The sequence below is a fragment of the Rhodococcus sp. C3V genome, from assembly GCF_029269915.1.
GTDB lineage: Bacteria > Actinomycetota > Actinomycetes > Mycobacteriales > Mycobacteriaceae > Rhodococcus_F > Rhodococcus_F qingshengii.
Genome location: NZ_JARJBE010000009.1, coordinates 274,756 through 294,838, shown reverse-complemented (window position 1 = coordinate 294,838; position 20,083 = coordinate 274,756). Strand labels below are relative to the sequence as shown.

Annotated in this window: 20 protein-coding genes and 1 riboswitch; of the genes, 6 read left to right on the top strand and 14 right to left on the bottom strand. The window is 64.1% G+C overall.

Going from position 1 to position 20,083, the window contains the following annotated elements; all coding sequences use genetic code 11:
• Positions 1–174: 174 nt before the first annotated feature.
• From P3G66_RS23480 to thiO, 3 genes are all read right to left on the bottom strand, one after another.
• Positions 175–927, bottom strand: coding sequence for a thiazole synthase (locus tag P3G66_RS23480; RefSeq protein ID WP_007726857.1), 753 nt, complete (start codon positions 925–927; stop codon positions 175–177).
• Entirely contained in the window at positions 920–1,135 is a 216-nt protein-coding gene (gene thiS / locus P3G66_RS23475; protein WP_003944402.1) for a sulfur carrier protein ThiS, read from the bottom strand. The genes P3G66_RS23480 and thiS overlap by 8 nt, the downstream gene beginning before the upstream one ends.
• Entirely contained in the window at positions 1,132–2,211 is a 1,080-nt protein-coding gene (gene thiO / locus P3G66_RS23470; RefSeq protein WP_003944311.1) for a glycine oxidase ThiO, read from the bottom strand. Before thiO ends, thiS begins: the two co-directional genes overlap by 4 nt.
• A riboswitch (TPP riboswitch) is annotated at positions 2,211–2,357 on the bottom strand. Its footprint overlaps the gene before it by 1 nt.
• Positions 2,358–2,383: 26 nt before the next feature.
• On the opposite strand from thiO, the gene thiE reads away from it, so the two are divergent.
• Complete coding sequence (gene thiE, locus P3G66_RS23465; protein WP_003944422.1) at positions 2,384–3,079, top strand: thiamine phosphate synthase; 696 nt, start codon at positions 2,384–2,386, stop codon at positions 3,077–3,079.
• Positions 3,080–3,327: 248 nt separating this feature from the next.
• Positions 3,328–3,459 (top strand): hypothetical protein, encoded by a 132-nt coding sequence (locus P3G66_RS23460; RefSeq protein ID WP_003944354.1) that lies wholly within the window; start codon positions 3,328–3,330, stop codon positions 3,457–3,459.
• Positions 3,460–3,551: 92 nt separating this feature from the next.
• Here the strand turns inward: P3G66_RS23460 and P3G66_RS23455 are convergent, their stop codons facing one another.
• Positions 3,552–4,151, bottom strand: coding sequence for an NUDIX hydrolase (locus tag P3G66_RS23455; RefSeq protein WP_042925897.1), 600 nt, complete (start codon positions 4,149–4,151; stop codon positions 3,552–3,554).
• Positions 4,152–4,309: 158 nt separating this feature from the next.
• On the opposite strand from P3G66_RS23455, the gene P3G66_RS23450 reads away from it, so the two are divergent.
• Genes P3G66_RS23450 through P3G66_RS23440 form a run of 3 tightly spaced genes read left to right on the top strand, consistent with a single transcriptional unit; the run spans position 4,310 to position 9,007 of the window.
• Entirely contained in the window at positions 4,310–5,671 is a 1,362-nt protein-coding gene (locus P3G66_RS23450; protein WP_042452116.1) for a hypothetical protein, read from the top strand.
• A gap of 14 nt (positions 5,672–5,685) precedes the next feature.
• Positions 5,686–6,672, top strand: coding sequence for a glutamate ABC transporter substrate-binding protein (locus tag P3G66_RS23445; RefSeq protein WP_042925914.1), 987 nt, complete (start codon positions 5,686–5,688; stop codon positions 6,670–6,672).
• Between the two features lie 7 nt (positions 6,673–6,679).
• A complete protein-coding gene (locus tag P3G66_RS23440) occupies positions 6,680–9,007 on the top strand; it encodes a serine/threonine-protein kinase (protein ID WP_276117161.1) in 2,328 nt (775 codons plus the stop codon).
• 33 nt (positions 9,008–9,040) lie between these two features.
• Here the strand turns inward: P3G66_RS23440 and P3G66_RS23435 are convergent, their stop codons facing one another.
• From P3G66_RS23435 to P3G66_RS23410, 6 genes are all read right to left on the bottom strand, one after another.
• Positions 9,041–10,240, bottom strand: coding sequence for an acetate kinase (locus P3G66_RS23435; RefSeq protein WP_276117160.1), 1,200 nt, complete (start codon positions 10,238–10,240; stop codon positions 9,041–9,043).
• Positions 10,237–12,321 carry a phosphate acetyltransferase gene (gene pta, locus P3G66_RS23430; protein WP_042452123.1) on the bottom strand — a complete coding sequence of 695 codons (2,085 nt, stop codon included), beginning with the start codon at positions 12,319–12,321 and terminating at the stop codon, positions 10,237–10,239. The genes P3G66_RS23435 and pta overlap by 4 nt, the downstream gene beginning before the upstream one ends.
• A 146-nt stretch (positions 12,322–12,467) precedes the next feature.
• Positions 12,468–13,481 carry a glucose-6-phosphate dehydrogenase (coenzyme-F420) gene (gene fgd, locus P3G66_RS23425; RefSeq protein WP_054186924.1) on the bottom strand — a complete coding sequence of 338 codons (1,014 nt, stop codon included), beginning with the start codon at positions 13,479–13,481 and terminating at the stop codon, positions 12,468–12,470.
• A gap of 95 nt (positions 13,482–13,576) precedes the next feature.
• Entirely contained in the window at positions 13,577–13,924 is a 348-nt protein-coding gene (locus P3G66_RS23420; protein WP_003944317.1) for a DUF202 domain-containing protein, read from the bottom strand.
• The gene (locus P3G66_RS23415; RefSeq protein ID WP_003944375.1) at positions 13,921–14,394 is read right to left on the bottom strand and encodes an RDD family protein; all 474 of its coding nucleotides are present in this window, start codon (positions 14,392–14,394) and stop codon (positions 13,921–13,923) included. The genes P3G66_RS23420 and P3G66_RS23415 overlap by 4 nt, the downstream gene beginning before the upstream one ends.
• A complete protein-coding gene (locus P3G66_RS23410) occupies positions 14,394–15,128 on the bottom strand; it encodes a hypothetical protein (RefSeq protein ID WP_042925894.1) in 735 nt (244 codons plus the stop codon). Before P3G66_RS23410 ends, P3G66_RS23415 begins: the two co-directional genes overlap by 1 nt.
• Before the next feature lie 115 nt (positions 15,129–15,243).
• Between P3G66_RS23410 and P3G66_RS23405 the strand changes: the two genes are divergently transcribed.
• Entirely contained in the window at positions 15,244–16,185 is a 942-nt protein-coding gene (locus P3G66_RS23405; RefSeq protein ID WP_003944347.1) for an alpha/beta hydrolase family protein, read from the top strand.
• 30 nt (positions 16,186–16,215) lie between these two features.
• On the opposite strand, the gene P3G66_RS23400 is transcribed toward P3G66_RS23405, so the two are convergent.
• Genes P3G66_RS23400 through P3G66_RS23385 form a run of 4 tightly spaced genes read right to left on the bottom strand, consistent with a single transcriptional unit; the run spans position 16,216 to position 20,072 of the window.
• Positions 16,216–16,713 carry a deaminase gene (locus P3G66_RS23400; RefSeq protein WP_218960351.1) on the bottom strand — a complete coding sequence of 166 codons (498 nt, stop codon included), beginning with the start codon at positions 16,711–16,713 and terminating at the stop codon, positions 16,216–16,218.
• 28 nt (positions 16,714–16,741) lie between these two features.
• Positions 16,742–17,884, bottom strand: coding sequence for an LLM class flavin-dependent oxidoreductase (locus P3G66_RS23395; RefSeq protein ID WP_064074670.1), 1,143 nt, complete (start codon positions 17,882–17,884; stop codon positions 16,742–16,744).
• The gene (locus P3G66_RS23390) at positions 17,881–18,705 is read right to left on the bottom strand and encodes a DUF1684 domain-containing protein (protein ID WP_276117159.1); all 825 of its coding nucleotides are present in this window, start codon (positions 18,703–18,705) and stop codon (positions 17,881–17,883) included. The genes P3G66_RS23395 and P3G66_RS23390 overlap by 4 nt, the downstream gene beginning before the upstream one ends.
• Positions 18,702–20,072 carry an NtaA/DmoA family FMN-dependent monooxygenase gene (locus P3G66_RS23385; RefSeq protein ID WP_058038522.1) on the bottom strand — a complete coding sequence of 457 codons (1,371 nt, stop codon included), beginning with the start codon at positions 20,070–20,072 and terminating at the stop codon, positions 18,702–18,704. Before P3G66_RS23385 ends, P3G66_RS23390 begins: the two co-directional genes overlap by 4 nt.
• Positions 20,073–20,083: the final 11 nt, after the last annotated feature.

Here is a 20,083-nt window from a genome sequence, read left to right as displayed (position 1 = left end):
TTTCGTCGGTCCGTAAACCTTGGTCAATCCCCTCAGTTCAATCATGAGGAGAACTTTGCCCTACCGGCAATGACCAGCACATCGGCCACAGGTCTAGTTCCGAGTGGTACTCAGGTAGGACACGAAGCCGGACAATCCGGGCATAACCCTGAGAAAACACCCGGAAATGGTCCGTCAGGACGATGCTTGGGCCCAGAACCGCTTGGGAATCCGGCCGGCGTGACGCGCTTCGAAACCTGCTACCACTGCGTGCCGCATCGCCGACGCCATCAACGCGGGATTCTTGGCCCGCGTCACCGCTGTCGCAAGCAGGACGGCGTCGCAGCCCAACTCCATGGCAAGGGTGGCGTCGCTGGCCGTTCCGATTCCGGCGTCGAGGATGACGGGCACACCGGCGCGCTCGACGATCATCTCGATGTTGTGCGGATTCGCGATACCCAGCCCTGTCCCGATGGGTGAACCGAGCGGCATGACTGCCGCGCAGCCGACCTCTTCGAGGCGAAGCGCCAGCACCGGATCGTCCGTCGTGTACGGCAGGACGGTGAATCCGTCGTCCACCAATTGTTCTGCGGCGGAGACGAGTTCGATTGCGTCGGGCAGCAGAGTCCGCTCGTCGGCGATGACTTCGAGTTTGACCCAGTTCGTCTCGAGCGCTTCGCGTGCCAACTGCGCCGTCAGGACCGCTTCGGCGGCGCCCCGACACCCGGCGGTGTTCGGCAACGGTTCGATTCCGAGGCGACGAAGCAGGTCCAGAACGCCGGTGCCGCCTGCCGCGTCGACTCGCCGCATCGCGACGGTGGTCAGTTCGGTACCGGAGGCGACAAGCGCTTCCTCGAGCACCGCAAGGTTGGCGGCGCCGCCTGTCCCCGTGATGAGCCGGGAACCGAAACTGCGGCCCGCGATAGTGAGAAGGTCCTGCTCAGCCACCCTGCACCGCCGTGAGGATCTCGATTTCCCAACCACGTCCGACGGATTCGTCCCAACGCCCGCGAGGAAAGAGCGCACCGTCGACGGCGACGGCGATGCCTTTGCTCGGCAACTCGAGGTGCGTCAGAAGTTCGGTCACCGTGACTGCTCGATCGAACTCGAGATCTTCGCCGTTGACGGTGATCCCGATCGGGACCTGCTCACTCATGAATTTTCCTTAGCTACTGCGAACCGCTCGGGTTCGGTTCCTTTTACCTCGACCAAAGATGTGCCGTTCAGCAACGCGACCGTCGCATCGGCGGTGACGGGCGTCAGCAGGACTCCGTTGCGGCCGTGCCCGGTGGAGACGACAACACGATCGGACACGCGCCCGATCAACGGCAGGTTGTCCGGCGTCATGGGACGCAGACCTGCCGCGCACTCGTACAGTTCGTATTCGCCGATCGCCGGCATCAGTGCCTCGGCGTCGTTGATCAGGTCCCGTACTCCGGCCATCGTGACCTGTGTGTCCTCACCAGACTCGTATTGTGTTGCGCCGACGACGATTCCGTCACCGCGCGGGACGAGGTAGGCGGGCCGCCCGTGGACGCTTCCGCGGATGGTGCGGCTGGGCGCCGGGGTGACTCCAGGCCTACTGCGCAAGCGAAGGATTTCGCCCTTGACCGGGCGTACCGGTAGCCCGGGCCACAGCTTGGGTGACGCGATACCGGCGGTGAGCACTATCTGATCGGTATCGAGTTCGGCGAGGTCGTCGACGGCCCGCGCGATCAATTCGACGCCGGATTCCGCACAGGCCTTCTGCAACGCCGCCAGCAGAAGTCTGTTGTCGACGGCGGACTCACCGACAGCCATCAACCCCGACCGGATGCCCCGGCCCAGCATCGGTTCGAGTTCACGGATGCGCGCGCGACCGAGAACTTCGAGTTCGTGCCCCTGCGAGCTCACCCACTCGGCGATGGTCTGCAGGTCCTGCGCGTCGGCAGCGTCGAGTGCAACCGTCAGCGAGCTGTCCGCGGTGAAGACCGATTGCCCGAATTTTCCGAGCTCCTCACCGAACGTCGGCCACCGTTCCAGGGACGCTGCACCGATTGTCAACGCGGTTTCTTCACCCGGCCAGCCTTCGGAAAGCGGGGCAAGCATTCCGCCCGCCACCCACGAAGCACCTGATCCAATGGACGGGTCGTACAACCGAACGGCCCACCCGTCGCGGGCTGCTCGCCACGCGATAGCGAGACCGATGACACCGCCGCCGACAACCGACACCGTACGAGCGTGTGTACTCACGAAACTCCACCTCCACTTCCTGCGCCGGCATGATCCGGGTCAGGTCTGACGGTCGGGATCTGGTCGCGATCCCCTCTCAGCCCTACGAACCTCGCAGTCACGACAAAAAGTGACGACGACGTTTCAGGACTCCCGTGTCGAACCTTGCTCCCTAGAGGCTACCGTTTGCTCCGTGCACCCCACACATCCCAGTAACGACATCGACCGGCGCGAGCGCCTGGCAGCAGCACGGCTGTACCTGTGCACCGACGCGCGCCGCGAGAAAGGCGACCTCGCGCAGTTCGCCGAGGCAGCATTGTCCGGCGGAGTCGACATCATCCAATTGCGTGACAAAGGCTCTGCCGGTGAGCGCGAGTTCGGCCCGCTCGAGGCCAAGGACGAACTGGTGGCGCTGGGCATTCTCGCGACCGCAGCGCGACGCCACGGCGCATTGTTGGCCGTCAACGATCGCGCGGATCTCGCGATGGCTTCCGGCGCCGACATCCTCCACCTCGGCCAGAACGACATTCCCGTCCCCTACGCGCGAACCGTTGTCGGTGAAGACGTAGTCATCGGCCGTTCGACGAGCAGTCGCGCGCAGGCGAGTCTAGCCGCCATCGAAGAGGGCGTCGACTACTTCTGTACCGGGCCGGTCTGGGCGACACCGACCAAACCGAATCGAAGTGCGTCCGGTTTGGAACTGGTTCGATCGACCGCCGACGCCGCACCGCCGCGGCCCTGGTTCGCGATCGGCGGCATCGACGAGGAACGTCTGCCAGAGCTGCTCGATGCCGGCGCCACGCGCATCGTCGTCGTGCGTGCAATCACGCAAGCATCGGATCCCCAGGCGGCCGCGCAACGCCTCGCCGCAGCCGTCGCTGGGCGCTGAAAGCCGGTAACTGGCGTTCGTCAAGTGTTTGCCGGGCGATTTCCGCACAGTTACGGGTCAGCACGCCTGACTCGAATTGTGAACGGAAGTTGTCCGATCAGACAACAAACTCCCAGTTCCTAGGTGCGATTGGATGTCCGAAAAGTCGGATTAAGTGATCTTGCTCACAGTTGCTTCGATTGCGTGTCACATCCCATTCGGTTTGTTGTAGTTTACCTCCAGTTACTAACTGAACCTAGGAGCACTAAATGGGATCCCTCGACACCGGCTCGCTCAGCACCGAATCGCTCGAAGACCTGAACCTCGGCAAGATCAGCGAGCTGCTCAAGCTCGGTATCACCGCGGTCAGCTTCATCACGGCGCTGAACTCGCTCAGCTGAGCCTCGTTTCGGTCGACGACCGAAACACCGAAGGGCCGGACTCCCGCGGAGTCCGGCCCTTCTGCTGTGTATGAACTGTGAAGACTCGAGTGCTACGACTGCGTACTCGACGCCTCGGACAGGTTCTGGTCACTGCCTGACTGCTCACTGCCTTGGTGGGAACTACCCGACAACCATCCGAATCCGCCGTCCTCGAGCACGACGGTGTGCGGATCGCCGTCCACGGCCACAACAGGCTCGGTCCGGAGGTCGGGCCATGAGGAACCGAAGCCCGGATGCAGCGGCAGTGAGTCGACGTCGGCTTCGCGTACCCACCGCAACTCGGTGCTCTCACCATTGGCAACCGTCGACAGTGGATGCGCCGCGTCAGCCACGACGGTGGTGTAAGTCCACCCGCTCTCGGCGCGCATCGTCACTACTTCCCCGCGGACACGGACGGCGTCCTCGGCGATACCTGCTTCTTCGTGTGCTTCCCGGACGGCAGCGTGCGTCGTGCTCTCGTGTGAGTCCCGCGCTCCGCCGGGCAGTGCCCACGTTCCGCCCTGATGGCTCCACGCCGCACGATGCTGCAGCAAGACCATGGGTGATCCGTCCGAATCGGGGGCACGCAGAAGCAGTCCTGCGGCTCCGTGTTTACCCCAATGCCGAGTACCGTCCGATCCGATGGACCAACCGTCACCGTCACCACGCATCGACTACCTCGCTCCGCCTGCTCTCGCCGTTGTCCCACACTAACCGTTTCAATCTGCTCCAGGTGTAGGTGATGCTTATATGCTCGCGAAGATGCCCTGAATCATTTCTCGGCGGCATCATTTCTCGGTAGCCCGCCTACAGCGAAGTGAGGTGCTCGATGGTCGACCGTGTCGTCCCGTCCATCGAACCCCGGTCGCTGCCGCCCTCCGAGGCCACATCAGTGTCGGCGGAGGACGAGCAGGCACTTCTGCGGCGCGAACTGCAGGCCTTCATGTCCTCGACGCCTGGCCGGTTGACCGTCGTCGGACTGATCCTGATCGCGATCACTTTGATCGCCGGACTCCTCGCCACCGCAGCGATCGAGAACCGCCAGGCGAACCTCGACCTCCTCCTCGTCGAAACCGAGCCTCTCGCCAACTCGGCCCAGAATCTCTACAGTGCGTTGTCCTTGGCAGACGCCGCCGCGGCCACCGCCTTCATCTCCGGCGGCCTCGAACCCGCCGAAGTCCGCGACCGATACACGCAGTCGATCGGTGAGGCCTCTGCGGAGATCGTCCAGGCGTCGGCCGGTCTCGACTCGACCGATCTTGCCGGTCACAGCGCGTTGACCACCATCTCGACCGACCTCTCCGTCTACACCGGGCTGGTCGAAACTGCACGGGCGAACAATCGCGTCGGAAACCCGGTCGGGGCAGCATATTTGAGCGAGGCCTCGCAGTTGATGCAGACCTCGCTGCTGCCGATGGCCCAGCAACTGCACGCCTCGCAGGAGACGCTGGTCTCCCAAGTACAGCGCGATTTCGAGACTCCACCGTGGTGGCCGATCGTGGCGTTCGTCTTCGTGCTGTGCGCGCTGGTGGCGACACAGATGTACTTCTCCCGCAAGAGTCGCCGACGCTTCAATCTCGGGTTGATCCTTGCCTCGCTGGCGGTCGCTGCAGCTCTGCTGTGGCTGCTCACGGTCGGACTGGTCTCCGCACTGGCCACCGGGCGCGCGCTCGACGCCGGGGCCGAGCCACTGCACGAACTGACCGAGGCACGAATCATGGCGCAGCAAGCACGCACCGTGGAAACCCTCACGCTGGCGAGGCGGGATTCGACCGCCGAGGACAACGTGACGTTCACCCGCAAGGTCGATGCTCTGCGGGACATCCTCGAGGGCCTGCAAAGCGACGAACGCGCCCGAGTGAACAGCGAAGTGCTGACCGCCGCACTCGACTCGCGCCAGCAGTGGGTGGCTGCGCACACGCGCATGTACGACCGTCTCGGAAACGGCGACTTCACGTCCGCCGCAGCCATCACCATCGGCGCCGGAGAACAGGATTCGGCCGCGGAGTACGGAAAGCTCGATCACGAACTCTGGCAGGGAATCGTGGATTCGCGCACGAATCTTCGGTCCGACGTCTCGTACGCCTCCCGGGTGTTGGCTGCCTCTGCACCGGGCATGTCTGTATTGGCAGTTCTCGGAGTTGCCGGAATCTTCATCGGATTCTGGCCTCGACTGCGGGAGTATCAGTGACGGGAGTACCGGTGATGCGGAGGAAGAGCCCGGCCGTATGTGTCGCGGTTCTGGCAGCGGCCATGCTGATGCTCGCCGGTTGCGGTGCGGATCGAGCCGAAGACTTGGACAACGCAGGCGCCACGTCGTACACGGAACCGCCGCTGCCGGCCGAGGCCACCATCGCTCCCAGCCCGACACCGACGACTACCGCGTCGTGCACCAACCTCACCGCGAGCCTGCGGCCCACCCCCGCAGACGCATCTCCGCAGCCACCCACGCCGAGCCTCGACGCCATCCGCGCCCGCGGGCGGCTGATCGTGGGCCTGGACACCGGTTCCAACCTCATGAGCTTTCGCGATCCGGCCACCGGGCGCCTCGAGGGTTTCGACGTGGACATCGCCCGCGAAATCGCCCGAGATCTGCTCGGTGACCCGGAGAAGATCGAGTACCGAATCCTGACGTCGGACGATCGGATCGCCGCACTCCAGGAATCGATGGTCGACGTGGTCGTCAAGACCATGACCATCACGTGCGAGCGGCGCGAGAAGGTCGACTTCTCGACGCAGTACTTCTCCGCTGAACAACGAATTCAGGTCTTGCAGGGGTCATCCGTCCGCGGCATCGACGACCTCGCAGGCAAGCGGGTCTGCGCTGCCCGGGGAACGACCTCGGCGACTCGAATCCAGCAACTCCAACCCGAAGCCACCGTCGTCACCGTCCCGATGTGGTCCGACTGCCTCGTCGTCCTCCAGCAGGGGCAGGTGGACGCGATCAGCACCGACGACACGATCCTCGCGGGCCTCGCCTCGCAAGACCCGTATCTGATGATGGTCGGTGGCTCACTGGGCGTCGAACCGTACGGAATCGGAGTGAACAAGGACAACCCCGACTTGGTCCGATTCGTCAACGGAACACTGGATCGGATCCGGAGCGACGGGACCTGGAACCGTATCTACGACCGCTGGCTCAGCGTCCTCGGTCCTTCGCCCGGTCCCCCGCCGGCCGTCTACCGGGATTGAGGCTGACATGACCGAAGAAACCGGCCCCGAGCCCGACGCCACGCAGGCTTCCATGCGTCCCGAACCCGAAGCCACCGGCGCCTACGAGCGGCCCGAGCCCGAAGCCACCGGCGCCTACGAGCGTCTCGAGCCGACTTCAGCGCGGATACGGGGTACCACGCCCTCCGCATCCTCCTCCCCGACCGGCCGCTCCACTCGATCCCGCCGCAGCCGGTCGGGGCGAAAGCTACGTCTCGGCGGCGGCCTGGTCGAGGTTCCCCCCGTCCCGCAGATCGACCCCGCATCTGCGGTGATGAGTGACCCGACCGTCCCCGAGCGGAAACGGTTCTGTTGGAAATGCAACGAACCAGTCGGTCGTAAGAGCGCAAGCACCAAGGCAACTCAGCACGGCACCTGCCCCAAGTGCGGTTCCACTTTCGACTTCCGTCCACTCCTCGAAGAGGGCGAATTGGTGTCCGGTCAGTACGAGGTTCAAGGGCCCATCGCGCACGGCGGCCTGGGATGGATCTACCTCGCGATCGATCGCAATGTCAGCGACAGGTGGGTAGTTCTCAAGGGGCTCTTGCATTTCGGTGATTCCGAAGCGCAAGCCGTTGCGGTGGCCGAGCGTCAGTTCCTCGCCGAGGTCGCCAACCCCAGCATCGTCAAGATCTTCAACTTCGTCGAGCATCCGCGCCCGGACGGCACACCCATGGGGTACATCGTCATGGAGTACGTGGGTGGGCGATCATTGCGCGAGGTGCTGGCCGAATTCCCGGACGGCAAGCACATGCCGATCGAGCAGGCAATCGGCTACGTACTGGAAATCCTTCCGGCGCTGAGCTATCTGCATTCTACCGGCCTGGCCTACAACGACCTCAAACCCGAGAACGTGATGGTCACCGAGGATCAGTTGAAGCTGATCGATCTCGGCGCCGTGTCCGGAATCGAAGACTACGGGTACCTGTACGGTACCGCCGGCTATCAAGCACCCGAGATCATCGAGACCGGTCCGACCATCGCCTCCGACATCTTCACCGTCGGAAGAACACTCGCGGTTCTCACCCTCGACATGCCCTCGAAGCACGGACGGTACCTCGACGGCCTTCCCGAACCGGAGGACGAGCCACTACTGCGCGACCACGAGTTCTTTCACCGTCTACTGCTACGCGCCACCGACCCGGATCCGAAGAAGCGATTCCAGTCCGCCGAGGAAATCGCGGGACAACTCACCGGCGTTCTGCGAGAAATCCTCGCCGAGCAGACCGGGCAGGAGAATCCCGGACTCTCGCTCGTGTTCAGCAGGCAGCGAACGTCTTTCGGCACCGATGAATTGGTCGGGCAAACCGATGTGTACGTGGACGGTGTCAGCCACGACGCCGCTCTCGATCCGCGCGAAGTTGCGCACGCACTTCCCATTCCGTTGGTCGACCCCACCGATCCCAGCGCGCCGTTGCTGGCGGCAGCGGTGCACAGCGAACCGTCGCAGACCCTCGATGCGTTGAAACACGCCCGCGAGAACGGAATCGACCGAACATCGGGCACACCGGCGGCCGCCGTCTCGGGCGAAGTTCGACTGGCCGAGGCCAAGGCTCATCTCGATCTCGGTGATCCGGAAACCGCACTGACAGTTCTGGGCGAACTCCAGCAGAACATCGGGGACCACTGGAAGATCGAGTGGTATCGAGGACTTGCGGCGTTACAACTGGACCGATTCGAGCCCGCTTTCAGTCACTTCGAGGCAGTTCTCACCGCACTGCCCGGCGAGGCTGCCCCCAAGCTGGCGTTGGCAGCGACGGCAGAACTGATTCTCCAGCACTGGGAGAGCGACGACCCGGACCAATGGTGCCGCTTCTCCGAGAAGTACTACCGCACCGTCTGGCGGACCGAACGAAACTACGTGAGCGCAGCATTCGGGCTCGCCCGACAACTCGCCGATCACGGCAACAAGAAGGCAGCCATCGCCGCCCTCGACGAAGTACCCACGTCTTCCCGGCACTACAACGTCGCACGGATGTCCAGCGCTCTGACGATGCTGTCCGGCGTTCCGATCGCCGAACTCGACGAATCGACTCTGCGGGAAGCCGCCCGTCGTGTTCGGGCGCTACCTGCTGAAGAGAGCCGAAGCCTGCAGATGCGAACCCTGGTGTTGGGCACGGCACTCGATTGGATTCGCTACGGCAATCGCTCGCACACCGAACTCGAACCCATCCTCGACCTGCCCTTCACCGAGCAAGGTCTGCGCACCGGAGCCGAAGCCTGCCTTCGCGCCCTCGCTCGCGCCACGACCTCCCGCACGCACCGCTACGCCCTCGTGGACCGGGCGAATGCGGTGCGTCCGCGCAGCAATTTCTGACGGACGCCCCGAGGTTTACAGTGCTGCAGAAACCTACAGTGCGGCCACCAAAGCCTTCGCCGCGCGGGCGATCCCCAACTCCTCGTTGGTGGGGACCACCAGCACCTCGACGGCCGACGAGGATGCGGAGATACGACGCTCGTCGCGATTCTTCGCCTCGTTGAGAGCCGGATCGACCTCGATACCGAGACGGGAAAGCCCGGCCAGGCTGTCGCGTCGTACGTCGATGTTGTTCTCCCCGACGCCACCGGTGAAGGTGATGACGTCGACGCCACCGAGTTGAACGATGAAGGCACCGATGTACTTACGGAGCATGTGTACGTAAACGTCGTACGCAAGTTGTGCGTCTTGGTCGCCGCCCTCGATCAGTGCGAGCAGGGCACGGAAATCGTTGACTCCCGACAGTCCCTTCAAACCGGAGCGCCGGTTGAGGAGGTCGTCGATCTCGTCGACCTTCATTCCCGAGTTGCGGTTGAGGTGCAAGATGATGCCTGGATCGATGTCGCCGCTGCGGGTGCCCATGACAAGACCCTCGAGCGGGGTGAGGCCCATCGTGGTGTCGATGGCCTTGCCGCCCTTGATTGCCGAGGCCGAAGCGCCGTTTCCGAGGTGCAGGACTATCTGATTCAGCTCGGCCGGATCCTTGCCGAGGAACTCCGCGACCCGTCCAGACACGTATTCGTGTGAGGTCCCGTGGAAGCCGTACCGGCGAATCTGGTTGGCCTTGGCCACATCCCGATCGATCGCATAGGTGGACGCCGCCGCGGGCAGTGTGTGAAAGAAGGCGGTGTCGAACACTGCGACGTGCGGAACGTCTGGCAGTTCTTCGCGCGCCACCTCGATACCGATCACGTTGGCTGGATTGTGCAGCGGCGCAAGGTTCGACAAATCCGCGATGGCTTTCACGACGCCGTCGTCGATGAGAGTCGGCGAATAGAAGATGTCACCACCGTGCACGACTCGGTGACCGACTGCGATGATTCCGGCCTCACTCAGCGGCCGCCCGACCTCGGCGACGATGTCGAGCACCATCTTCAGACCTGCGCGGTGATCGGCGATCGGAAGGCTCCGGTCTTCGACTCCGGTGCGGTGGTTGTAGACGATGTGGCCGTCGGGCTCACCGATGCGCTCGATGAGACCGTGTGCCACCGATTCCGCCGTATCCGGATGCACGAGTTGAAATTTGATGGATGACGAGCCGGAATTGATGACCAGTACGGTGCCGTCGCTCACGCTTGCGCTCCCTGTGCCTGTATTGCCGTGATAGCCACGGTGTTGACGATGTCCTGGACCAACGCTCCACGCGAGAGGTCGTTGACCGGCTTGTTCAGTCCCTGCAGAACCGGCCCGACGGCGATAGCACCGGCGCTACGCTGCACTGCCTTGTACGTGTTGTTGCCGGTGTTCAGGTCCGGGAACACGAACACCGTTGCTTTGCCCGCCACCAGCGAATCCGGCATCTTCTTGTCGGCGACACTCTGCTCGACGGCGGCGTCGTACTGAATGGGCCCTTCCACCAACAGATCCGGTCGACGCTCGCGCACCAAAGCGGTCGCGGTGCGAACCTTGTCGACGTCGGCTCCGCTGCCCGAATCCCCGGTGGAGTACGAGAGCATCGCGATGCGCGGATCGATCCCGAACTGCGACGCCGTCTGTGCGGACGAGATCGCGATGTCCGCCAACTGCTCCGACGTCGGGTCCGGAACCACGGCGCAGTCACCGTAGGAGAGAACGCGGTCGGCCAGGCACATCAGGAAGATGCTCGAGACCGTCGAGACACCGGGGGCGGTCTTGATGATCTCGAACGAGGGTCGAATCGTGTGAGCGGTGGTGTGTGCAGCGCCGGACACCATGCCGTCGGCAATTCCCAAGTGCACCATCATCGTTCCGAAGTACGAGATGTCGGCGATCACCTCGCGGGCCCGCTCGATGGTCATGCCCTTGTGCGCACGCAGCGCGGTGTATTCCTGTGCGAAGCGCTCGGTGTACTCGGACTGCGCGGGTGCGAGTACCTGCGCGCCACTGATGTCGACGCCGAGTTCCGCGGCGCGTCGACGCACACTGGGTTCGTCACCGAGGATCGTCAGGTCGGCAACCTGGCGCTGCAGCAACCGGCCGGCCGCGCGGAGGATCCGGTCGTCGTCACCCTCAGGCAGGACGATGTGCTTGCGATCGCGTCGAGCGCGGTCGATCAGCTTGTACTCGAACATCTGTGGGGTCACGACGGACGGGATCGGCAGTGCCAGTCGGTCCATCAGGACGTCGGCGTCGACGCGCTGTTCCATCAAGCTCAACGCGGTGTCGACCTTGCGCTGCGAACCGACTGCCACGCGTCCGCGGGTTTGGGCTGCGGCGCTTGCGGTGTCGAAGGTACCGAGGGTTGTCGTCAGGATCGGAAGACGCTGTTTGAGGCCGGCCATCAACGCCGCGATGGCCGGGTGCGGCGTGATCCCGCCATTCATGATGATGCCCGCGAGCGACGGAAATCCCTCCGCCTCATGCGCATTGAGCAACGCGAGCAGTACGTCCGAGCGATCGCCCGGTGCGATGACGACCATGCCCTCGACCAGACGCTCGAGGATGTGCTCGGCGGTCATGCCGCCCACCATCACCTTGAGCGCTTCGCGGTGCAGCAGTTCCGGGTCACCCGAATACAACTCGCCGCCGGTGGCCTCCATCAACTCGGCCATCGTGGGCGAGACGAGCAACGGAATCTCCGGCAGGCTCCACGTCGGAACACCGATGTCGGACAGCGCTGCGGTGACCTCGTCGAGCTTGTCGGGATCGCAACGATTGGCGACGACCGCGAGCAGATGAGCGTGGTTGGCGGCCAACTCGGCGGCGCATAGATGCGCGAGCTGGGCGACCTCCTCGACACTGCGCCGAGCGCCGCGTACCGCCAGCAGAACCGGCGCGCCGAGGTTCACGGCGATGCGGGCGTTGAAGCTCAGCTCGCTCGGGCTTGCTACGTCGGTGTAGTCACTTCCGATGATGACGACGGCGTCGCACTGCTCGGCCACGGTGTGGTACTTCGCGACGATGTCGGCCAGCGCGGCTTCAGGATCGGCGTGAACCTGCTCGTAGGTGACGCCGAGTGCGTCGGCGTAGGAGAGATCGGCGGTGGTGTGCTCGAGCAGCAGTTCGAGGATGTAGTCGGTTTCCTCGGTAGAGCGGGCGATCGGGCGGAAGACACCGACCCGGGCGACGGTCGCGCACAGCATCTGTAGCACGCCAAGCGCGATGGTGGATTTTCCGGTATCACCTTCAGGAGAGGCGACGTAGACACTCGACACGGCAGCGGGCGCTTCTGGCATGCCCAACAGCCTAGTGTGGGCCGCCGCCCACCTTGCCACTGATCGTGGTCACGCTCACGCTCGTGCCGACAACCGGCGGCTACGAGAAAGACGAACGGTGCCTGCCACACGTCGAGTGGCAGACACCGTTCAGTTGATCTCGAGGATCAGCCCAGAGCACGCAAGCGAGGCGCGAGGTCACGCTCGAACAGTTCGAGGAACCGGCGCTGATCATGGCCCGGTGCGTGGAACACCAGGTGATTGAGACCGGCATCGACGTAGGCCTTGACCTGCTCGACGGCGTCGTCCGGATCGGAAGCGACGATCCAGCGCTTGGCCACCTGCTCGATGGGCAGAGCGTCGGCAGCGGCTTCCATTTCGATCGGATCCTCGATGCTGTGCTTCTGCTCCGGCGTCAGGGACAGCGGAGCCCAGAAGCGGGTGTTCTCGAGTGCAGCCTCCGGATCGGTGTCGTAGCTGATCTTGATCTCGATCATCTTGTCGATGTCGGCGACGTCGCGCTCGGCCTTGGCTGCGCCCTCGGTAACGGCTGGAAGCAGCTTCTCGGTGTAGAGCTCCATGCCCTTTCCGGAGGTGCAGATGAAGCCGTCACCGGCACGTCCCGCGTACCGGGCGACAACGGGTCCGCCGGCCGCGATGTACACGGGAATGCCACCCTCGGGAACGTCGTAGATCGACGCGCCACGAGTGGTGAAGTACTCGCCTTCGAAGTCGACACGATCGCCCAGCCACAGCTCACGCATCAACCGCACGGACTCACGCAGCCGCGCGAAGCGTTCCTTGAACTCGGGCCACTCGCCCTGGAAGCCGGTGGCGATCTCGTTGAGAGCCTCACCGCTGCCGACGCCGAGCATGATGCGTCCCGGGTAGAGACATCCCATCGTCGCGAACGCCTGAGCGATGACTGCCGGGTTGTAGCGGAACGTCGGCGTCATCACGGACGTGCCGATCTGCACGCGCTCGGTGCGCTCACCGACGGCGGTCATCCAGGCGAGCGAGAACGGTGCGTGGCCACCGTTGTGGCGCCACGGCTGGAAATGATCGCTCACCGCAACGGAATCCATGCCGTGCTGCTCTGCCAGAACTGCCAGCTCTACCAGTTCGCGAGGGCCGAATTGCTCAGCCGATGCCTTGTATCCGAGCTTGAGTTCCTGCGCCACCGTGCACTCCCTTGTCGTCTGTTTCGTTTACTTCTCTGACATGCTTCACGTTCTTTGCAGACTATCCAGACACCGCTGGGACTTCTCTGCGTATCTCAGCGAGCGAGGCTGGTGACCACCGTTGCCACGCCGGCTGCGACGGCAACCCCGGCCAGTGCCAGTGCAAACAGCCACAATGCGTGCGGTTCCGGCATCGCCGCTCCGTCCTCGAGCGCCTTCTTCACCTGTAGCCAGCGTCGCATACCTACCAGTGCGGCTGCCGCCGCGAGTGCGATAAGGGTCAGACCGAGAGTCGTGCGAACCCACCCGGTACTCCATTCCGGTACCAACTGGACGACGGCGATGCCTCCGGCCAGCAGGGCGAGTGAGCTACGCATCCAGGCGAGGAAGGTGCGCTCGCTGGCAAGGGTGAAGCGCTCGTCCGGGCGGTTCGGTTCACTCATGCGTGCTCACCTCCGTGCGGTGCCACCAGATCCGGGTCCTGACGCCAGTCGTAGACGACCTCGGTGCGCAGAACGATGTCCTGCAACGAACGTCGTCGTCGATCGACCGCCGACCACAGCAATCCGAAGGCGAAGAGCACGCAGAGCACCGCACGGATGAAGGCCAACGGCCAGCGCACGAGGCGATGCCCGGACGTGATCACCCGCAGCCCCATCACGAGGGACCCGACAGTCCGACCGGTGGTCGCCCAGCAGGCGGTCAGATACGCCACCGAGACACCGAGAAATGCCGTCGTGGACAGGAAGATTCCCGGTTCCGAGAAAGTGAAACTCTGTGGCGAGAAGAGCAGTCGGACGAAGGCGAAGCCCACGTACACGGAACCCATCAGGAGCAGGACGACGCCCAGGTCGATCAGTCCGGCGAGTCCACGGGTGACGATGCCGGCTGGGCCGGAACTCTCCTGGGCCACTAGCGTTCGCCTGCGTTCGTCTTCGGATCGGTCTCTGTCGACGGTTTATCTGATGACGGTTTATCTGATGACGGTGCGTTGTCGCGGCCGAAGAGTCGCCCGACGAAGCCGGCGACAGCGTCGTCCGCCTGCATGCCCTGCACTCGAGCTCCGTGCACGGCTTCCGTGGAGAGTGAACCGGTCGATTCACGAATCATCTGGGGCAGGTCGACGCCCTCGATGACCTGGTCGGCGATCTTGACGAGGTCGATGCGGTTGACCTGGCGTTCGAGGTCGACCGTGTCGACTATCCCGTCGAGATCGAGGCGATCGATCACCGCTTTGACGTCGAGGCGGCTTGCGATCTCGTCCACGTCGACCCGGTCGATGATCGGTTCGAGCGAGACCCGTTCGGCAATCTTGTCCACGTCGATGTTCTCGGCGATCTTGTCGATGTCCACGTGGTCGACGACGATCTTGGTGATGTCGACTTCGGACAGAGCAGCGTCGACGACAGCTTTGATCACCGTCCGCAAGGTCGAGTCGGCGAACTCCACTGTCGAGTGCATCGCTTCCGTGCCGCGAGTGGTGACCTGGGTGATCGCGCCGTCGAGTGCGTCACCGACGACAGGGATCCGCTGCACGGAATCAAGTGCGAGACCAGCGGTTCTGCGCGCCGCACCAGCCGTGATCGCGGCCAGCCCGAAGGCCAGCCGAATCACGTCGGATTCGGGGTGGTGCGACTGCGATCCCACGCAATTGTCTCCATCTTCTTATACGACTGTTACCCGGACATTCGTCACTCCTCTTCGCATTGTGCCACTGTTGGAAGGCACAAATACGCTGTCCGGCTTGCGCCTGGGGGGAAATATGAAGACACGTCGTTTCACGGTTCGGCTGACGATGGCGGTGGCCATGGCCGCCGGCTTTCTCGGCCTCAGCGCGCCGACCGCGAGCGCGGATTCCGTGGTCAGTCGCATCGACGTCTACTCCCCCTCGATGGACCGCTGGATCGCCAACGACGTGATTTCGCCGGCCGGAGGAGGCCCGGCCCCGACCTTCTATCTGTTGACCGGTGTCGGCGGCGGCGAGGACGGGATCTCGTGGTTCAACAACACCGGAGTTCGTGACTTCTTCGACGACAAACACGTCAACGTGGTCATGCCGGTCGGCGGCAAGTTCAGCATGTACACCGACTGGAACGCCGACGATCCGGTGCTGGGCCGTAACAAGTGGCAGACGTACCTCACCAAGGAACTACCGGCGGCGGTCAACGCTCGGTACAACACGACCGGTGTCAACGCACTCGGCGGTGTGTCTATGGCAGGCGGACCGGTTCTGGACCTCGCGATCCAGTCGCCGGGCACCTACCGCGCAGTCGGCTCGTACAGCGGCTGTCCGCGCGCCGGCGACCCGCTCGGCCAGGCAGCGGTGCGCTCGATGGTCGAGATACTCGGCGGCGGCAACGCGGCCAACATGTGGGGGCCGTGGGGTAGCCCGCAGTGGGCGGCGCACGACCCGTTGATCAACGCCGAGAAACTGCGTGGCACAGCGCTGTTCATCTCGACCGGCAACGGCCTCCCCGGCCCGGTGGACGGAATCAACTCGCTGGCGATGGCCGCCGGCGTCGTTCCCGGCGCGGTCCTCGAAGGCATCACCAACATGTGCACCGCTGCCCTGCAGGGGCGATTCGGTCAGCTCGGCATTCCCGCGACGTTCAGCTTCCGACCCGAAGGCACCCACACCTGGGGGCTCTTCGAAGCCGACATGCGCGCGTCGTGGCCGATGATCGCGGGCGCTATCGGGGCGTGAGCCTCACGGCCCTCTTTACAAGCCATGGCGTCAGGTGAGACTGCGCGCCCAGTCCCGCATCCCGGCGGGGCCAGTGCCGGTGGCGTATTCAGCGAACAGATTTCGCGCTTCGTCACGGCGGATGCCGCCGAGGACTTCACGCGGCTTACGGAAAAACGGAAGTTCCACAGGCGGCCCCCACAGCTGCACGAGTTCCGCCGCACCGTCGTTCGGGGATTCGAGAGCGAACCACACCCGGGTCACACCGAGCGTGATCGCGGCACCCATACACATGAGACATGGTTCGAGATTGACCGCCAATGTCAATTCACCGGACGCTCGAGTGAATCCGAGAGTCTCGTCGGCCTGCAAGAGCGCTTGAAGGTCCGCATGGACTACCCGTCGGCCGAGTGCCCGTTCTTGCGTATACGCCCGCCCGAGCACACGGTCGTCGTCGAACACGACTGCGCCGATCGGCATCTCCCCGAGCTCCATGCCCTCACGCGCTACGTCAAGAGCAACCGCAAGGGCATCTCGAGGTGAAAACATCACTCGACACTAATGGACCAAGGCAAACTCACGCTGCCAGTAGTGCGGGTAGTCCCCATTCCTTGGCAAGCAGCTCGTACGAGCGCAGACGATCCTCGTGCCGATGGGTCACCCCGGTGATCACCAATTCGTCCGCTCCGGTGAGCTTCTGCAAACTGTCGAGCCTGTCGGCGACGGTAGACGGTGAACCGACGAACTGCGTGATCAGCCGATCCTCCACCACTGCTTTGTCGGCGTCGGAAAGTGGGAGCGCTGTGGCCGGATCGGGGTACGGGATGGCGCCGTGTCCGCTGCGAATGCTGTGCGTCCAGTGCGCGAAGGTCGACGCCAACTCCCTCGCCGTCGCATCGTCTTCCGCAGCAACAACATCCGCGGAGACGACGACATACGGCTCCGACAGAACTGCCGACGGTCGGAATGCTGCACGGTATGCCTCGACGGCATCGAGCGTACTCGAGGGCGCCACATGGTAATTCGCACCGAACGGCACTCCGAGTCGTCCGGCGAGCTCGGCACTGGGGCCCGCACTGCTTCCGAACACCCACAGTTCGACGTCGGCATTCTCGCCGGGACTGGCGTGCAATTCGATGCCGTCGCGGGTTCTGTAGGTACCGTTCAGGAGCGAGCGTATGTCGTCGACCTGCTGCTCGAAATCGGGCGCCTGCGCGCCCGGAAACGCCAATGCCTCGAACGACGCCTGCAATCTCGGTGACGTGAGAAGACCGGTTGGATCGAAGGGCGCCGGGATCACGACGCCGTCGCGTACGACGTTCTCTCGCTTCGATTCTGCCGGCGCAGGCGTTCCGGCAGCGACCGCGCGAAGTGCCTCCACCCGACGCTGTCCGCTGCGCCCGATGCCGAGATCGATACGACCCGGATACAACGCTTCGACGGTACCGAAGGCCTCGACCACCTGAGCCGCCGTGTTGTTGCCCAGCAGCACGGCGGCCGAGCCGACGCGAATGGTGTTGGTGGCGGCCGCGATCAGCCCGACAAGCACTGCTGGCGACGAAGACGCAACACCGACGAAGTGGTGTTCGGCGACCCAGTAACGCTTGTATCCCCACGCTTCGGCAGAACGAGCGAGGTCCAGCGAGTTCCGCAAAGCCTGGCGGGCCGTTCCGCCCTCACTGATCGGCGAGAGGTCGAGTACGGACAGCGGCGCGCTCACCTCGGTCCGCTTTCGGAGCGGGTGTCCGGTGTCTTCTCGCCGGCTTCCACCGCGAACGCCAGGCGGTTCTCGGCGGGGGCCACCGGGCACGTCGCGTAATCGGTGAACGCGCAGGGAAGATTCGACGCCCGATTGAAATCGAGGACTACCGCGCCACCGGGTTCAGGTGCGCTCACGTGCAGCGAGCGTGCGGCCGGGTAGGTGGACACACCACTGGTCGCGTCGGTGAACAGGATGTGAAAGCCGTTGTCCTTGCCCGCGAACGCAATCAGCGTATACGTTGCACCGTCGTGTTCGAAGCTGATGGTTCCTCGGGCGTCGTGATGATGCTCGAGGCGCTCGACGACCGCGCCCGTCGTCACCGTGCGAGCCTCCTCGAAAGCTGTGAAGACACCCTCGATGCGCCACTGCGGGTTCGGCTCGAAGGTCGGGATACCACTGAACTGCGCCAAAGCCGGGGCCGACGAATCGTGGATCCGCAGAGCCACCTCGCCGGTGCGGCGGATGACCTCGACCAACCGCGCGCCCTGCTTGACGATCAGTCCCGGCGCCCCCTCGATCGGATTCAGAGTGGCCGAACCGTCCACTGCGACGCCGTCGATCGACAAGTCGTCTGCGGGCGTCGCGGTGACGACAACGGCCTTCGCGTCGGCGCGCCATGCACCGGGCAGGTCGGCGAAGGTGGAATCGGTGTCCACCAGCCAATGCAACGCAGTCAGGCTCAGCCAGCCGAGGGGTTCGCCGAAGGTGGCGTCGCGCGAGGCGTGCCAGGCATTCCAATCGCCGGTGAAGGTGCTGGTGGAAGTGTCGGTAACGGTCATGATGCGCGGACTCCTTCAGCCTGCTCGTGCGGGTGGCGCAGCCCGAGATGGCTGCGCAGGGTGGTTCCTGAGTACTCGGTCCGGAAACTGCCGCGGTCCTGAAGTTCCGGTACGACGGTGTCGATGAATTCGTCGAGGCCCGCGGGGGTGATGTGGGGAACGAGGATGAATCCGTCGCTCGCGTCGCCCTGGACGTAGCTGTCGATCTCGGCAGCGACTTCGGCGGCGCTACCCACGAACTGTTGGCGGGCAGTCACTTCGATGATGAGTTCACGGATGCTGAGGTTTTCGGCCTCGGCCTTGGCACGCCACTGATCTGCGACCGCTCGTGGATCCTTGACGTGGCGGACGCGTCCACGGGTGATGTTGACGTCGTCCGACGGATCTTCCTTCGGCAACGGGCCGTCGGCATCGTACTGCGAAAGGTCTCTGCCCCAGACCTGTTCGAGAAAAGCGATGGCAGTCTGGGGTCCGACCTGCTGCCGCCGGATGTGATATGCCTTCTCCTGTGCGTCCGCGGCGTTGTCACCGAGGACGAAGGTGGCGGCGGGGAGAATCTTGAGGTCTGCGTGCGTGCGTCCGTACTTGGCCAGGCGTCCCTTCACGTCGGCGTAGAACGCCTTGCCTGCTTCGAGCGTTCCGTGCCCGGTGAAGATCGCGTCCGCCTTGGCGGCGCCGAACTCGCGTCCTTCGTCGGAATCACCTGCCTGCAACAGAACTGGGTGCCCTTGGGGACTCCGAGGAACTTCGAAGCGTCCGGTGATATCGAACTGCTTACCGGCGTGGTGGAACTGACCGACCTGCTGGTCGGTGGCAAAAACGCCGCGCTCACGGTCGACGATCGGACGATCGATGCTCCAACTGTCCCACAGCGTCCGTACTGCGTCGACCAACTCGTTTGCGCGTGCGTACCGCTCGGAATGCTCCAGATAGCCACCGCGGCGGAAGTTCTCGCCGGTGAAGGCGTCCGAGGAGGTGACCAGGTTCCAGGCGGCGCGGCCGTCGGAGAGATGATCGAGCGTCGAGAACTGCTTGGCCAACTCGTACGGCTCGTTGAACGTGGTGTTGATCGTCCCGGCCAGGCCGAGATGCGTTGTCACACCGGCAACCGCGTTGAGAATACTGAACGTATCCGGGCGGCCGACCACGTCGAGGTCGTGAATCTTGCCCTGATGCTCGCGCAGGCGCAACCCTTCTGCGAGGAAGAAGAAGTCGAACAATCCGCGTTCGGCACTGCGGGCGAGATGCTCGAACGAGCTGAACTCGATCTGGCTCTTGGACGCCGGATCGGTCCACACCGTGGTGTTGTTCACGCCGGGGAAGTGAGCACCCAGGTGAACTTGCTTGCGAATCCTGTTCTGTGTCATCGGTGTTCCTG